Origin of the sequence: Inquilinus limosus MP06, from assembly GCF_000767795.1 — a bacterium.
Classification (GTDB): Bacteria; Pseudomonadota; Alphaproteobacteria; order DSM-16000; family Inquilinaceae; genus Inquilinus; species Inquilinus limosus_E.
Genome location: NZ_JANX01000112.1, coordinates 1 through 14,061 on the forward strand (window position 1 = coordinate 1; position 14,061 = coordinate 14,061).

Genomic DNA, 14,061 nt, shown 5'->3' on the forward strand with positions numbered 1-14,061 from the left:
GGCGGTCGTTCTCCGCCCGCATCACCGCGGCGATGGCCAGCGCCGCGCGGGCCGCCCGCGGCGCATGGTCCTTCATCTTCTCCGGCGCGCCCCACGAACGCCATCAGGCAGTCGCCGATGAACTTGTCGATGGTGCCGGACTCGGCCTCGACGCAGCGCGCCAGCATGGCGAAATGCTCGTTCAGATAGGCCGCGATCCGCGCAGCCGGCAGCCGCTCCGCCGCCGCGCTGAAATTGGCGATGTCGGTGAACATCACCGTCAGGATACGCTCGATCGAGACCACGTCCTCGCCGTCGCCCTTGGTGATCAAGCGGCGGACCAGGCTTTTCGGCACATAGGTCTCGAGCCAGCGCAGCCCCACCAGCATGGTGTTGAAGGCCTGGGCGCCCTCGTTCAGCTCCTTGAACACGCTGCCCGGCAGCGGCTTCACCTGGCTGAACTCCAGCTTGCCCACCGCCCGCGCCTGTTCCGAGAAGGCGCGCACCGGCCGCGCGATCATGCGGCCGACAAAGACGCCGACGATGATCGCCAGCACCATCACCGCCAAGCCCGCCAGCCCGGCCCGGATCACCCGCCAGACCTCGGCGCCGATCGCGTCGCCCGGCACATGGATGCCGAGGATCAGCTGGGTCGGGCCGAAGCCGTAGATGGTGCGGTACAGGAAGATCTCGTCCTGGTCGCCGATCTGCACCTCGCGGATCCGCACCCGCGGATTGCGCACGGTGACCGGCGCGCCCTGCGTCCACAGCGCCGCCAGGGCCGGGTCGCCGACCTGGTCGAGCCGCGGCAGCGGCTCCTCCACCGAGGCCGGCGGCGGGTCGGTGGCCATGCGCGGATGGGCCAGAACCCGGTCCTCGCCATACAGGATGAAGGGCACCTGCGCCGGGTCGCTGGACACCCGGGCCAGGAACTTCGACAAGTCCTGCACCGTGACCACCGCGAACAGCACGCCGACCAGCTGGCCGTTGCGGCGCACCGGCTGGCGCAGGTTCAGCACCGTGGCGTGCGGCCCGTCACGCAGATACAGGATCTCGCCCCAATAGGCGTCGACCTTGCCGGCGGCCTCCATCAGCGCCTCGCGGCTCTGCTCGGCCTCGTTCCGCTGGTCGAAGGTCTCGTAGCTGCCGTCCTGCTGGTGGGTGACGCCGCGGATGCGCAGATCCTCGGTCAGATAGGCGATCGAGCGCACCTGCGGCGAGGCGGCCAGCGCGCCGGTCAGCATGGTCGAGAACTGGTCCATGTTGGCCGCGTCGAGCCGCCCCTGCTGCAGCAGCAGGGCGAGGTTGCCCAGCTCGTTCGACACCGGCTCGAGATGCTGGCGCAGCTGCGCCTCGACCGAGGCGACGCCGATCTCGGCCTGGTTGGTCAGCAGGTCGAAGGTGGTGCGCGCCGCCGTGGTCCAGTAGATCGCAAGCACCGCCGCGACCGCGATCGCCACGAGGCCGCCGATGGCGACCGCGAGCGTCCGGGCCAGGGTGATGGTGCGTCGGCGCGGCCTGCCGGAGCGGCTGGCCGGCGCCTCGGCCTCGGCGGCGACCGGCAGAGTCATGGGGCGATGGCGGGATCCAGCATGCGGCCGAGAGGCCGGCCGCCGAAGATGTGGATATGCAGATGCGGCACTTCCTGGTGCCCGTCGCCGCCGATGTTCGACAGGATGCGGTAGCCCGGCTCGGCCAGGCCCAGGTCGCGGGCGACGCGGCCGACGGCCCGGGTCAGGGCCGCGATCTCGGCGTCGCTGGCGCGCTCCGAGAAGTCGTCCATCGAGACATAGGCGCCCTTGGGGATCACCAGCACATGCACCGGCGCCTTCGGGCCGATGTCGTGGAAGGCCAGGACGTGGTCGTCCTCATACACCTTCCTGCACGGCAGCTCGCCGCGCAGGATGCGGGCGAAGACATTGTTCGGATCATAGGCCATCGGTCGTCCTCTCCACCGGTCTTCGCCGAGCGATGATGACACATGGTGCTGAATCGCGGCGAAATTCAGCCAACACCTCAGCGACCCGTTCGATGCCGGCGGCGACGCGATGTCGCGGGCCGCCCTTCTCCCCGCACGGGCGGGCGGGCCTACTCCGTCGGCCGTGCCGCCTTCTCGGCGATGCCGCTGGTGCCCTCGCGCGCCTCGAGCACGGCCCAGACCGCCTCCGGCTCGACACCGGCATCGGCCCACAGCACCAGCAGGTGGTAGAGCAGGTCGGCGCTTTCGGACGCGATCTTCCCGGGGTCGTCGCGCAAAGCCTCGATCACCGTCTCGACCGCCTCCTCCCCCAGCTTCTGGGCGATCTTCGGCCGGCCGCGGGCGAACAGCTTGGCGGTGTAGCTGGAGGCGGGATCGGCGCCCTGCCGCGACCGGATCACGGCGGCCAGCCGGTCCAGAACCCGGGCGTCGATCGGCGAGCCCCCGCCGCTCATGCCGCCATCCGCACCGGCAGCCCGGCATCGGCCAGATGCTGCTTGGCCTGGGCGATCGAATAGGTGCCGAAATGGAAGATCGAGGCGGCGAGGAGGCCGGTGGCGCCACCGATCAGTGCGCCGTCGGCCAGGTGCTGCAGCGTGCCGACGCCGCCCGAGGCGATGATCGGGATGCCGACCACCTGCCGGATGCGCTGCAGCAGCCCGATATCGAAGCCTTCCTTGGTGCCGTCGCGGTCCATCGAGGTCACCAGCAGCTCGCCGGCGCCGGCCGCGGCCATCCGGTCGGCCCAGTCCACCGCATCGATGCCGGTGCCCTTGCGGCCGCCATGGGTGAAGATCTCCCATTGGCCGGGCGAGACCTGCTTGGCGTCGATCGCCACCACCACGCATTGCCGGCCGAACTTGACCGCCGCCTCGGACACCAGCTCGGGCCGGGCCACGGCGGCGGAGTTGATCGACACCTTGTCGGCCCCGGCCAGCAGCAGGGCGCGCACATCGTCGACGCTGCGCACGCCGCCGCCCACGGTCAGCGGCATGAACACCTGCTCGGCGGTGCGGCGGACCACGTCGAACAGCACGCCGCGATTCTCGTTGGTCGCGGCGATGTCGAGATAGACCAGCTCGTCCGCGCCTTCGCGGTCATAATGCCGGGCCTGCTCCACCGGGTCGCCGGCATCGACGAGATTCTCGAAGTTGACGCCCTTGACCACCCGTCCGTCCTTGACGTCGAGGCAGGGGATGACCCGGACCTTGAGCATGCCTCAGGCCTCCACCGGCACCGGGCCGGACAGGATCGCCAGCGCCTGCTTCGGGTCGATCCGGCCGTCATAGAGGGCGCGGCCGCAGATCACCCCGGCGATGCCCGACTTCTCCTCGCGCTTGATCACCCTGAGGTCGTCGAGCGAGGAGGCGCCGCCCGAGGCGATCACCGGCGTGGTCAGGGCGAAGGCCAGATCGGCCGTGGCCTCGACATTCAGCCCGCCCATGGCGCCGTCGCGGTTGATGTCGGTGTAGATGATCGCGGCGACGCCGGAATCCTCGAAGCGCAGCGCCAGGTCCAGCGCCTTGACGGTCGAGGTCTTGACCCAGCCCTCGATGGCGACATAGCCCTCGCGCGCGTCGATGCCGACGGCGATCCGGCCGGGCCAGCGGCGGCAGGCCTCGCGCACCAGGTCCGGGTCGCGCACCGCGACCGTGCCCAGCACCACCCGCGCGACGCCGCGCTCGAGCCAGAACTCGATCCGCTCCAGGTCGCGGATGCCGCCGCCCAGCTGCACCGGCAGCGAGGTGGCCTTGAGGATGCCGCCGATCGCTTCGGCATTCACCGGATGGCCGGCGATGGCGCCGTTCAGGTCGACCACATGGATCCAGCTGAAGCCCTGCTCGGCAAAGGCCTTGGCCTGCTCCGCCGGGTCCAGGTTGAACACCGTGGCTTCGCTCATCTCGCCGCGGACGAGGCGGACGCAGTGGCCGTCCTTCAGATCGATGGCCGGGTAGAGGATCATGGCGTCGGGTCCTGCCCCGCCTCGGTCAGCGGGATCAGCGGTTTGTGGAAGTAGCAGCCGCCGATCAGGCGGCCGTTCACGCGGGCATAATACGGGTTCGTCGCCCAGCGGACGAATCCCAAGCTCTCGAACAGGCGGATCGCCGCAGCCTGGGTCTCGCGGACATCGAGCGTCAGCAGGCCGTAGCCGCGCGCCCGCGCCTCGGTCTCCGCCGCCTCGACCAGCATCCGTGCCAGGCCGTGGCCGCGGGCCCAGGGGGCGACGAACATGCCGTTGACGCCGGCGGCGAAGGACTGCGCCTCGTTGTTCGCCGGCGGCTCCACCAGCTGGATGGCGCCGGCGATGACCTCGTCGAGCCGGCCGACGAAGAGGTGCCGGCCCGGCATCACCACCACGCCGCCCCAGTAGCGCTCCATCGTGTCGCGCGGTGGCGGCTTGACCCAGCCGAAGCCGCCGCCTTCGACGATCGCCAGCTCGGCCGCGTCGCACAGATCGTGCAGGTCGCCGCCGCGGATCCGGTCGAGCCGGCCGACCGACACCGCCGGCGCGGGGACGGGCGCGGTGGTCATGGCGCGGCCCTGGAGAGGACGCCGGTCATGGCGTCCAGGTCACGAAGTTGCCGAGCAGCCGCAGGCCGGCGGCCTGGCTCTTCTCCGGATGGAACTGCACCCCGATCCAGTTGTCGCAGCCGACCGCGGCGGTCTGCTGCCCGCCATAATCGACCGTCGCCAGCACCTCGGACGGGTCGGCCGGCACCATGACATAGGAATGGGCGAAATAGACGTCCTGGCCGTCCAGCCCGTCCAGCACAGGGTGTTCTTCCCCGACCGCCAGGGTGTTCCAGCCCATCTGCGGCACCACCAGGTCGGGATCGGCCGGCGCCAGCGGCACCACCGCGCCATGCACCCAGTCGAGGCCGAGGAAGTCGCCATGCTCATGGCCGACGCCGGCCATCACCTGCATGCCGACGCAGATGCCGAGGAACGGCACGCCGCCCTTCTTCACCCTCTCCTCCAGCACCTCGCGCAGGCCGGGCATCGCGCCCAGCGCCTGGCTGCAGTCGCCGAAGGCGCCGACGCCCGGCAGCACCAGCCGGTCGGCCCGGCGCACCACCTCGGCATCGGCGGTGACGATGATCTCCTGCGCCGCCCCGCGCTCCGCCGCGGCGCGTTCCAGCGCCTTGGCGGCCGAGCGGAGATTGCCGGAGCCGTAGTCGATCACGGCGATGGCCATGGGAAAGTCCCGGAGCTAGAGGGAACCGCCGAGCGTGCCCTTGGTCGAGGGCACGGCGTCCGGGCGGCGGCTGTCGATCTCGGTCGCGGCGCGCAGGGCGCGGGCCAGCGCCTTGAAGCAGCTTTCGACGATGTGGTGGTTGTTCTCGCCGTAGAGATTGGCGACGTGCAGCGTCAGCCCGGCGTTCTGGGCGAAGGCGTGGAACCATTCCCGGAACAGCTCGGTGTCCATCTCGCCCAGCTTGTCGCGGGTGAAGCGGACATCCCACACCAGGTACGGCCGGGCCGAGATGTCGACGGCGACGCGCGACAGCGCCTCGTCCATCGGCACATGCGCCTCGCCGTAGCGCTGGATACCGCGGCGGTCGCCCAGCGCCTTGGCGAAGGCCTGGCCGAGGGTGATGCCGACATCCTCGGTGGTGTGGTGGAAGTCGATATGGAGGTCGCCCTCGGCCCGGACCGTCAGGTCGAACAGGCCGTGCCGGGCCAGCTGGTCCAGCATGTGGTCGAGGAAGCCGACACCGGTCTGGATGTCGGAGCGGCCGGTGCCGTCGAGATCGACCGTGGCGCTGATCCGCGTCTCGCGGGTGGCGCGGTCGACGGTCGCGGCGCGGCTAGGGGCCGGGCTGGTCCGGCTGGGTTTGGCAGGGGTTCCGTCCATGGCCTTGTGTCTTAACAGGAAGCCTGGTGCATCGCCAGCCGCCGAGCCATGCCTGGAGAGCAGGGGGCCTGCAGGCAATGCGCGGGGAGGGCAATTGACGGCCCGCGCGCCGGGCTTCCCAAGACGACGAGGCAGCCCTATGATTACAAATGAGGACAAAGGATTACCGATGACCCAAGCTCGGCCCACCGAACCCATCACGATCCGCACCACGAAGGAAACCGTCGACGAGATCGACGCCCTCGCCACCGCCATGGACCGATCGCGCAACTACGTCATCAATCAGGCGCTGCGGCAGTATCTGGAAGCGAATGCCTGGCAGGTTCAGCGCATCGAGGAAGGCCTTGCGGCCGCGCGTGAAGGCCGCGTCCGTCCTGCCGAAGACGTGTTTGCCGACATCGCTGCGAAGCATGGCTGGCGACGCTGATGCGGCTGGTCTTTGCCGAGCCGGCCGAGAGCGACCTCAAGGACATCATCGACTATATCGCTCTGGACAACCCGTTGGCTGCTGAGAGGGTCTATGGTGCGATTGTCGCTACAGCCGAACGGCTGACCCGCTTTCCTGAGATCGGGCGGGTTGGCCGCTTGCCGGATACACGGGAGCTGACCGTCACCTCGCTGCCTTATCTCATCGTCTATCAGGTTGCGACGGAGACGGTGACGATCCTGGCCGTATTCCACGGTGCCCGTGACTTGGCGAGGGCTTTGGATGAGCGGAAGGCCGGGCTCAAGCCTCCGCAGCAATAGCTCAAGGCAGGGAACGGTCCGCAAGACTTGATCCCCCCGCCGGACGGTCCAATCTAGGCGGTGCGGGCCGACGGCCCGTTCCAACCCCAGCGTTTCCGGATTTCTGCATGTCGTCTTCCGAGAGTGCCGCCTGGCACGGCACCACCATCCTCGCCGTGCGCAAGAACGGCCATGTCGTCATCGCCGGCGACGGTCAGGTGACCGCCGGCAACACCGTGATGAAGGGCACCGCCCGCAAGGTGCGGCGCCTGGGCGACGGCAGCGTCATTGCCGGCTTCGCGGGAGCGACCGCCGATGCCATGGCCCTGTTCGAGCGCCTCGAGGCCAAGCTGGAGAAGCATCCAGGCCAGTTGGCCCGCGCCTGCGTCGAGCTGGCCAAGGACTGGCGCACCGACCGGTATCTGCGCCGGCTGGAGGCGATGATGGCGGTGTGCGACCGCCAGGTCTCGCTGATCCTGACCGGCACGGGCGACGTGCTGGAGCCGGATGACGGGCTGATCGGCATCGGCTCCGGCGGCTCCTTCGCCCTGGCCGCCGCCCGCGCTTATATGGAGCACCCGGAGTTCGACGCCGAGACCATCGCCCGCAAGGCGATGCAGATCGCCGGCGACATCTGCATCTACACCAACCACAACGTCACGCTGGAAAGCCTGTGATCGCGGCCCTGCCGATCACCCGACCCAAGGCCGCGAAGGACCCGAGATGACCGACACCGCCAATTTCAGCCCGCGCGAGATCGTCTCCGAGCTCGACCGCTTCATCGTCGGCCAGCACGACGCCAAGCGCGCCGTCGCCATCGCGCTGCGCAACCGCTGGCGCCGCCAGCAGCTGCCCGAGGCGCTGCGCGAGGAGGTGCTGCCGAAGAACATCCTGATGATCGGCCCGACCGGCGTCGGCAAGACCGAGATCGCGCGCCGCCTGGCGAAGCTGGCCAACGCGCCGTTCCTGAAGGTCGAGGCCACCAAGTTCACCGAGGTCGGCTATGTCGGCCGCGATGTCGAGCAGATCGTCCGCGACCTCCTGGAGATCGCGATCAAGATGACCCGCGAGACCCTGCGCAAGGAGGTCGCGGCCAAGGCCGAGATCCGCGCCGAGGAGCGGGTGCTGGACGCGCTGGTCGGCGAGAACGCCTCGGCCGAGACCCGGCAGAAGTTCCGCAAGATGCTGCGCGAGGGCCAGCTGAACGATCGCGAGATCGAGATCCAGGTCGCCGACACCGGCGGCGGGCTGCCGACCTTCGACATCCCGGGCATGCCGGGCGCCCAGATGGGGATGCTCAACCTCAACGACATGTTCGGCAAGGCCTTCGGCAACCGCACCAAGCCGCGCCGCATGTCGGTGCAGGAGAGCCACGCGGTGCTGATGGCCGAGGAATCGGACAAGCTGCTGGACCAGGAGAAGGTGACCGCCGAGGCGATCCAGCTGGTCGAGCAGAACGGCATCGTCTTCCTGGACGAGATCGACAAAATCACCGCCCGGTCGGAGCGGCAGGGCGCCGATGTCAGCCGCGAGGGCGTGCAGCGCGACCTGCTGCCGCTGATCGAGGGCACCCAGGTGGCGACCAAATACGGCACGGTGCGCACCGACTACATCCTGTTCATCGCCTCCGGCGCGTTCCAGCTGGCCAAGCCGTCGGACCTGCTGCCGGAGCTGCAGGGCCGCCTGCCGATCCGGGTCGAGCTGCAGGCCCTGTCGCGCGACGATTTCCGCCGCATCCTGACCGAGCCGGAGCACAGCCTGATCAAGCAGTACAAGGCGCTGCTGGGCACCGAGGAGGTGACGCTGGACTTCGCCGAGGACGCGATCGACGCGCTGGCCGACCTGGCGGCGGAGATCAACCGCTCGGTCGAGAACATCGGCGCCCGCCGGCTGCACACGGTGCTGGAGCGCCTGCTGGACGAGGTCAGCTTCACCGCCTCCGACCGCTCCGGCGAGACGGTGAGGATCGATGCGGCCTATGTCCACGACAAGGTCGGCGCGCTGACCCGAAACGCCGATCTGAGCAAGTTCATCCTGTAATAGCAGACCACCGGTCTCCGCGGCTTCCGCCCACCGTCATCGCCCGGCTAGCCTCGGCGGTGACGGAGCGGGCCCGGACGGGCAAGCCACCGCTCCGCCGGGAGACATCGACATGTCCGCTGTGACCGGGCGCTTCGGCCCCTATGATTTCACCGTGCTGCTCGACGGCATCTTCGAGGCGCCGAAGACGGTGCTGACCCACGCCGCCGGCGAGGACGCAACCCGTCGCCTGGTCGATAGCTGGCCCGGCGACAAGATCAGCATCGACGTGAACTGCTATCTGCTGCGGGGAGAGAACGGGATCTCCCTGATCGATGCCGGCACCGGCGACCATTGGGGGCCGGCGCTGGGCAAGGCGCCCGCGGCGCTGGCGGCAGCCGGAGTGCGTCCGGACGAGGTCGACCGCGTGCTGGTGACCCATCTGCACGGCGACCATGTCCTGGGCCTGCTCGTGGGCGACCAGCCATGGCTGCCGCGGGCGAAGATCCTGGTGCCGGAGAAGGATCTCGCCTTCTACGGCGATGCGGCCGTCGCCGAGACCTTTCCGCCGGCCCGGCGCGGCAACTTCAAGACGGCCGCCATCCTGGCCCGGGCCTACGCCGGCCGCATCCGCCCGATCGCGCCGGGCCCGGTCGAGGCCATGCCCGGCGTCGAGGCCGTGCCGCTGCCCGGCCACACGCCGGGGCAGAGCGGCTATCGCATCGGCGAGGGCCGAGAGGCACTGCTGATCTGGGCCGACGCCATCCATCTCGGCGTGCCGCAGATCGAGGACCCGGAGGTCGGGCTGACCTACGACCTCGACCCGGCGCAGGCCATCGAGAGCCGCTGGTTCCTGCTGCAGGAAGCGGCGAAGCACGGCTGGCGGGTCACCGGCAGCCATGTCAGCCCGATCGGCCGGATCGAGGCGGCTGGGCAGGGCTGGCGCTTCGTCGAGGGGTAGTACCGGTTACGCCATAGAGACCGTCATTGCGAGCGCAGCGAAGCAATCCATTGCGCCGCAAGAGCGGAGGGATGGATTGCTTCGTCGGCTTCGCCTCCTCGCAATGACGGTTCTTCGGTGATGAGGGCGGGCCTGTATGACCCCCCGCCGGCTGGGCCGGCGAGGGCCATCGTTCTTACTTCGCGTTCAGCAGCTCGGTGACCTTGAGCAGCACGAACTCCTCATCGTCCTGCCGGTCGACGGCGCGGCCGGAGGAGAAGGGCAGGTTGTTGTCGTTGGCGACGATGATGTGGTCGGCGTCGACCCGCGCCACGTTCTCGATCGTCACAAAGGGGAAGCTCAGCACCCCGTCATGCCCGCCCTGGCGCGCCTTGCGGCCGGGGTCCTGGATCGCCAACAGGTCGATCGAGCCGATCTTGCGCAGGACGCCGTCGGCATCGGCATCCGCCAGGTCGACCAGAGTGACCCGCTTCAGCCTGGCCGGGGTGGCGAAGCAGTCCGGCTTCGGGTCGCCCTGGCAGGCCTGGGCGGCGTCGCCCTCGCCCTGGTCGCGCTCGATGATCAGGCCGCGGGTGCCGCCGATCAGGTTGAAGTCGCCGATCGAGTTGCCGTTGGTCTCGAGCCGGTACTTCCACGACTTGCCGGTGAACGTCTTCGACGCGACGTCGAACTCCAGCACGCGCAGCAGCTCATGGCCCTGGGCGTCGGCCTCCGGCGCGCCCTTGGCCGCGTCCCATAGCCCGCCTTCCAGCAGCGGATACAGGGTCTTGCCGTCCTCGGACACCGCCATGCCCTCGAAACCCTTGCTGCGGCGCGATTCGAAGGCGACCGCGCCGGGGGCGCCCGGCATGGTGATGTAGGGGTTGTCGGGCGAGCGCACCGGCTTGCCGTCGGCCACCGTGTCGACCACGGTCAGCACCCGGCCGGCGGCATCGGTCTCGATCAGGAACGGCCCCAGCTCGTCGCCGAACCAGTAGTGGTCGCCGATCAGCTGCACCGATTCGATGTCGAAATCGGCGCCGGTCAGGTAGCGCTCCTTCGTCGCCTCGGCGACGATGCGGAACGGCACCTTCTTGTCCGGGTCGCTGAGGAACAGCGTGTTCAGCAGCGCCACCCGGCCGCTCTGCCAGTCCGGCTTCACCCGGTGCACCATCAGCATCGCGTCCGGCGAGTTGGCCTTGGACCCGAAGCCGTTGTCGGTGATGACGACGTATTCGCCGTTGCCGACCGGCCGGATGCCGCTGAAGCCCTGCACCGCCTGGCCGACGAAGGGGAAGGTCAGGCCGGTCTCGCGCACCGCCTTGCCCGAGCCGGTGGTGCCCATGACGCTGAACGGCCGGTCGATCCGGGCCAGGGTCGGGCCTGCGAACTTGGCCGAGGTGGCGAACATCGCCGGCGCGTCGGCCGGCGGCGCGGCGAAGGTCATCGCCGGCAGCACGGCATGGCCTTCCAGCACCGCCGGATAGGTCGCCGGGTCGTCGCCGGCCAGGGCCGCGGCGGCGGACAGGGTGATGGCCAGGGCCGCAAGAGACGCGGCGGCACGACGGAACGGATGCATGGGACCCCCTCTCGAACGAAACGCGGCGGGAGAGTGGGGTCGGCCGATGACGGCCGGATGACAGGTGCGTGAAAGTCTCGGGTCGGGGCGGTTGGATGGGCCAGGGTCACCTCCTCACCCTCCCAAACTGTCATCCCCGGCTTGACCGGCGCATCCAGGACTATCGATGCCACTCCGGGTGGTCCCTGGATTGCCGGGTCAAGCCCGGCAATGACAATTAGAGTTAAGCCGCCATGGCCTCTGCGGTCATCCGCGCCACCAGCCCGTCGATCTCGGCCTCCGCCGCTTGGAGCGATTGCCGGATCCGCTCATCGGCGAACTCGTCGTACTCGACCGCGATCGACACCGCGTCGGTGATGCCGATGTAGCGGAACACCGTCTGCAGATGCGGCTCGACATGGTTGAGGCCGGCGATGCGCCCGCCCGGCCCGTAGCCCCAGTCGCCGCGGGCGCCGAGCGTCACCAGACGCTTGCCGGACAGCATCGGCCAATAGGGCTCGCCCGGCCGGCCGCGGTCGAAGCCGAAGGTGCGGCCGACCCGGACGATGTTGTCGACCCAGGCCTTCATCGGCGCCGGCATCCCGAAATTGTACATCGGCACCCCGGCGACGATCAGGTCGGCGCGCTCCAGCTCGTCCACCAGCGCGTCGCTGACCGCCAGGGCCGCGCGCATCTCCGGCGTCCGCCGCTCCGGCCGGGTGAAGGCGGCGGCGATCCAGGCCTCGGTCACCGGCGGCGGCGGCTCCAGCCCGACATCGCGGCGGATCACCGTGTCATGCGGCCGCCGGGCCAGCCAGGCTTCGACGAAGCGGGCCGACAGGCGGCGGGTGTGCGAGCGGCCGAGCCGGGCGCTGGCATCGATGTGCAGGATCGTGGTCATGGCTGAGCTCCAGAAGATCTCTGCCCCAGGAGATGTGCGCTTTCCGGCTTGCCGACAAAGGCGAATCCCTCATCCTATGGCTGAGATCAATTCAGTCATCTGGAGCGCCATGCGCCGCCTGCCCCCGCTCGCCACCCTGCGCGCCTTCGAGGCCGCGGCCCGCCATCTCAGCTTCAAGCGTGCCGCCGAGGAGCTGCTGGTGACCCCGACCGCCATCAGCCATCAGATCCGGCTGCTGGAGGAGACGATGGGGCTGCGGCTGTTCGAGCGGCGGACCCGGCAGGTGGTGATGACCGAGGCGGCGCAGCGCCTGTACCCGGTGCTGCGCGACGGCTTCGACGCCTTCGCCCGCACCATCGACGGGCTGTCGGCCCAGGCCCGGCCGAGCACCGTGACCCTGACCGCCACCCGCGCCTTCACCGCGCGGCTGCTGGTGCCGCGCGTCGCGTCGTTCCAGGAGCGGCGGCCGGATATCACGCTGCGCCTGCTGGCGGCGGACGAGCCGGTGGACCTGACGGCCGGCACCGCCGATCTGGCCATCCGCTACGGCGGCGGCGCCTATCCGGGGCTGCGGTCCGAGCTGCTGGGCACCGACCGGCTGGCGCCGGTGGCGCATCCGGCGCTGGGGCTGACAGCGCCGGAGCAGCTGGCACGGCACCGGCTGGTGCATTTCGAATGGCGCGTGCCGCATCCCGACCGGCCGTCCTGGCCGCGCTGGTTCGCCGCCGCCGGGCTGCCGGAGGCCGGCGCCTCCGCCCTGCACTGCAGCGACGAGAGCCACGCCATCCAGGCGGTGGCGGCCGGCCACGGTGTCGGCCTGCTGAGCCTGACCCTGGTGGCGGCCGAGCTGGCGGCCGGCACGCTGGTGCAGCCCTTCGGCCCGGCGATCGAGGGCATGGGCTTCCACCTGGTCCTCCGCCCGGGTCCTGAGAGCGAGGCGGTGACTGCGGTCCGGGACTGGATCGTCGCGGAGTTCGGCAGCCTGCCGGGTGTTTGATGCAAGCTCCATCTTGCCGCCAGTCGCAATCGACGCCATATCTCATCCATAATGGCAAAAGTCGAGTTTACGCCATGAACGCCGTGCGAGCCAAAGTCTCTGAATCTGGCCGGCTGAGCATCCCGGCCGATCTGCGCCGTGCCGTCGGCCTTGAGCATGGCGGCGATGTCGTGGTCGAACTCGATGGCCGCGACATCAGGATCCGGACCGTGGATGAAGTCGTCGCCCAGGCTCAGGCTTTGACGCGACAGCTACTCGGCGACAGGCCGGAGGCTTCCGTGGACGCCTTCTTGGCCGAACGGCGACGTGAGGCTGCGAAGGAATGACGACGGCCGTTCTTGATGCCTCCGCCATTCTCGCCCTGCTGCGCGGCGAACCAGGTGCCGACAAAGTAAAGGCGGTGCTGCCGGGCGCGGCGGTGACGACGGTCAACCTGTCCGAGGTTGTCGGCCATTTCGCACGCAACGGCATCGCGGAAGCGGATGTCCGGTCGGTGCTCGGACCACTACCGCTGGAGCGCATCCCCTTCGACGAGGATCTGGCCTATGCCGCGGGCACATTGCTGCCGCTGACGCGGACGGCGGGGCTGTCGCTTGGCGACCGGGCCTGCTTGGCTCTGGCAAGGCGATTGGGGGTACCGGCGGTCACCGCTGACCGGCCCTGGCGCGGCATCGCCGGCGCCGTGGGTGTGGCCGTTGACGTGATCCGCTGACCGATTATCCCTCCCGCCGGCGCTTGAGCACGATGTAGAGCGCGCCGGAGCCGCCGTCGCGGGGATGGGCCGGGGTGATGGCCAGGATCTTGCCGCGCAGCGGCGCCTCGTTCAGCCACACCGGCACGTTCTGGCGCAGCACGCTGTCGCCGTTCGAGAAGCTGCCCTTGCCGGTGATCACCAAGAGCGTCTTCTTGCCCGCCCGCTGGGCCGCGGCGACGAAGCCGATCAGCGCGTCATGCGCCTCGATCTGGCGCATGCCGTGCAGGTCCAGCCGGCCCTCGATCCCCTCCTTGCCGCGACGCAGCCGGTCGGCGCGGTGGCCGTCGATGCCGGTCAGGTCGCCGGAGCGCAGCCGCTTCGGCGAGGCCGGCGCCATGGGCGGCTTCGGTGCT

19 protein-coding genes are annotated in these 14,061 nt (G+C 69.8%); 8 read left to right on the top strand and 11 right to left on the bottom strand.

From position 1 onward, the window contains the following. From P409_RS11560 to hisB, 8 genes are all read right to left on the bottom strand, one after another. On the bottom strand, positions 1 to 1,550 hold a 1,550-nt coding region (locus tag P409_RS11560), incomplete at its 3' end, for an adenylate/guanylate cyclase domain-containing protein (protein WP_052120424.1). Continuing rightward, positions 1,547 to 1,918 (bottom strand): histidine triad nucleotide-binding protein, encoded by a 372-nt coding sequence (locus P409_RS11565; RefSeq protein WP_034835850.1) that lies wholly within the window; start codon positions 1,916 to 1,918, stop codon positions 1,547 to 1,549. The genes P409_RS11560 and P409_RS11565, both read right to left, overlap by 4 nt. A gap of 149 nt (positions 1,919 to 2,067) precedes the next feature. Further along, on the bottom strand, positions 2,068 to 2,412 hold the full coding sequence (locus P409_RS11570; RefSeq protein WP_034835853.1) for a phosphoribosyl-ATP diphosphatase: 345 nt from the start codon (positions 2,410 to 2,412) through the stop codon (positions 2,068 to 2,070). After that, the gene (gene hisF / locus P409_RS11575) at positions 2,409 to 3,173 is read right to left on the bottom strand and encodes an imidazole glycerol phosphate synthase subunit HisF (RefSeq protein WP_034835856.1); all 765 of its coding nucleotides are present in this window, start codon (positions 3,171 to 3,173) and stop codon (positions 2,409 to 2,411) included. Before hisF ends, P409_RS11570 begins: the two co-directional genes overlap by 4 nt. A 3-nt stretch (positions 3,174 to 3,176) precedes the next feature. After that, positions 3,177 to 3,920 (bottom strand): 1-(5-phosphoribosyl)-5-[(5-phosphoribosylamino)methylideneamino]imidazole-4-carboxamide isomerase, encoded by a 744-nt coding sequence (hisA, locus tag P409_RS11580; RefSeq protein ID WP_034835859.1) that lies wholly within the window; start codon positions 3,918 to 3,920, stop codon positions 3,177 to 3,179. Continuing rightward, complete coding sequence (locus P409_RS11585; protein WP_034835862.1) at positions 3,917 to 4,489, bottom strand: GNAT family N-acetyltransferase; 573 nt, start codon at positions 4,487 to 4,489, stop codon at positions 3,917 to 3,919. Before P409_RS11585 ends, hisA begins: the two co-directional genes overlap by 4 nt. A gap of 25 nt (positions 4,490 to 4,514) precedes the next feature. After that, positions 4,515 to 5,153, bottom strand: coding sequence for an imidazole glycerol phosphate synthase subunit HisH (gene hisH, locus P409_RS11590; protein ID WP_034835867.1), 639 nt, complete (start codon positions 5,151 to 5,153; stop codon positions 4,515 to 4,517). A 15-nt stretch (positions 5,154 to 5,168) separates the two neighbouring features. Further along, a complete protein-coding gene (gene hisB, locus P409_RS11595; RefSeq protein ID WP_034835871.1) occupies positions 5,169 to 5,813 on the bottom strand; it encodes an imidazoleglycerol-phosphate dehydratase HisB in 645 nt (214 codons plus the stop codon). A gap of 169 nt (positions 5,814 to 5,982) precedes the next feature. Between hisB and P409_RS11600 the strand changes: the two genes are divergently transcribed. From P409_RS11600 to aidB, 5 genes are all read left to right on the top strand, one after another. After that, entirely contained in the window at positions 5,983 to 6,240 is a 258-nt protein-coding gene (locus P409_RS11600; protein WP_034835875.1) for a CopG family ribbon-helix-helix protein, read from the top strand. Then, complete coding sequence (locus P409_RS11605; protein ID WP_034835879.1) at positions 6,240 to 6,560, top strand: type II toxin-antitoxin system RelE/ParE family toxin; 321 nt, start codon at positions 6,240 to 6,242, stop codon at positions 6,558 to 6,560. The genes P409_RS11600 and P409_RS11605 overlap by 1 nt, the downstream gene beginning before the upstream one ends. Before the next feature lie 107 nt (positions 6,561 to 6,667). Further along, positions 6,668 to 7,216 carry an ATP-dependent protease subunit HslV gene (gene hslV / locus P409_RS11610; RefSeq protein WP_034835883.1) on the top strand — a complete coding sequence of 183 codons (549 nt, stop codon included), beginning with the start codon at positions 6,668 to 6,670 and terminating at the stop codon, positions 7,214 to 7,216. 46 nt (positions 7,217 to 7,262) lie between these two features. Then, positions 7,263 to 8,579: an ATP-dependent protease ATPase subunit HslU gene (hslU, locus tag P409_RS11615; RefSeq protein WP_034835886.1), complete on the top strand. Its 1,317-nt coding sequence runs from the start codon at positions 7,263 to 7,265 to the stop codon at positions 8,577 to 8,579. A 112-nt stretch (positions 8,580 to 8,691) separates the two neighbouring features. Further along, the gene (aidB, locus tag P409_RS11620) at positions 8,692 to 9,519 is read left to right on the top strand and encodes an AidB family quorum-quenching N-acyl homoserine lactonase (RefSeq protein WP_034835891.1); all 828 of its coding nucleotides are present in this window, start codon (positions 8,692 to 8,694) and stop codon (positions 9,517 to 9,519) included. A 175-nt stretch (positions 9,520 to 9,694) separates the two neighbouring features. Here aidB and P409_RS11625 read toward each other — a convergent pair whose 3' ends face one another. Both P409_RS11625 and P409_RS11630 read right to left on the bottom strand, forming a co-directional pair. Beyond that, entirely contained in the window at positions 9,695 to 11,077 is a 1,383-nt protein-coding gene (locus P409_RS11625; RefSeq protein WP_034835894.1) for an esterase-like activity of phytase family protein, read from the bottom strand. Positions 11,078 to 11,300: 223 nt separating this feature from the next. Further along, positions 11,301 to 11,957: an FMN-dependent NADH-azoreductase gene (locus P409_RS11630; protein WP_034835899.1), complete on the bottom strand. Its 657-nt coding sequence runs from the start codon at positions 11,955 to 11,957 to the stop codon at positions 11,301 to 11,303. Positions 11,958 to 12,066: 109 nt separating this feature from the next. Here P409_RS11630 and P409_RS11635 point away from each other — a divergent pair, with 109 nt between their 5' ends. The 3 genes from P409_RS11635 to P409_RS11645 all read left to right on the top strand — a co-directional run bounded on the left by P409_RS11635 (position 12,067) and on the right by P409_RS11645 (position 13,666). Further along, positions 12,067 to 12,954 carry a LysR substrate-binding domain-containing protein gene (locus tag P409_RS11635; protein WP_034835904.1) on the top strand — a complete coding sequence of 296 codons (888 nt, stop codon included), beginning with the start codon at positions 12,067 to 12,069 and terminating at the stop codon, positions 12,952 to 12,954. Between the two features lie 74 nt (positions 12,955 to 13,028). Continuing rightward, complete coding sequence (locus P409_RS11640; protein WP_034835908.1) at positions 13,029 to 13,280, top strand: AbrB/MazE/SpoVT family DNA-binding domain-containing protein; 252 nt, start codon at positions 13,029 to 13,031, stop codon at positions 13,278 to 13,280. Beyond that, positions 13,277 to 13,666: a type II toxin-antitoxin system VapC family toxin gene (locus tag P409_RS11645; protein ID WP_034835912.1), complete on the top strand. Its 390-nt coding sequence runs from the start codon at positions 13,277 to 13,279 to the stop codon at positions 13,664 to 13,666. The genes P409_RS11640 and P409_RS11645 overlap by 4 nt, the downstream gene beginning before the upstream one ends. A 4-nt stretch (positions 13,667 to 13,670) precedes the next feature. Here P409_RS11645 and P409_RS11650 read toward each other — a convergent pair. Beyond that, a partial coding sequence (locus tag P409_RS11650; protein WP_238578657.1) for a Smr/MutS family protein occupies positions 13,671 to 14,061 on the bottom strand: 391 nt, incomplete at its 5' end.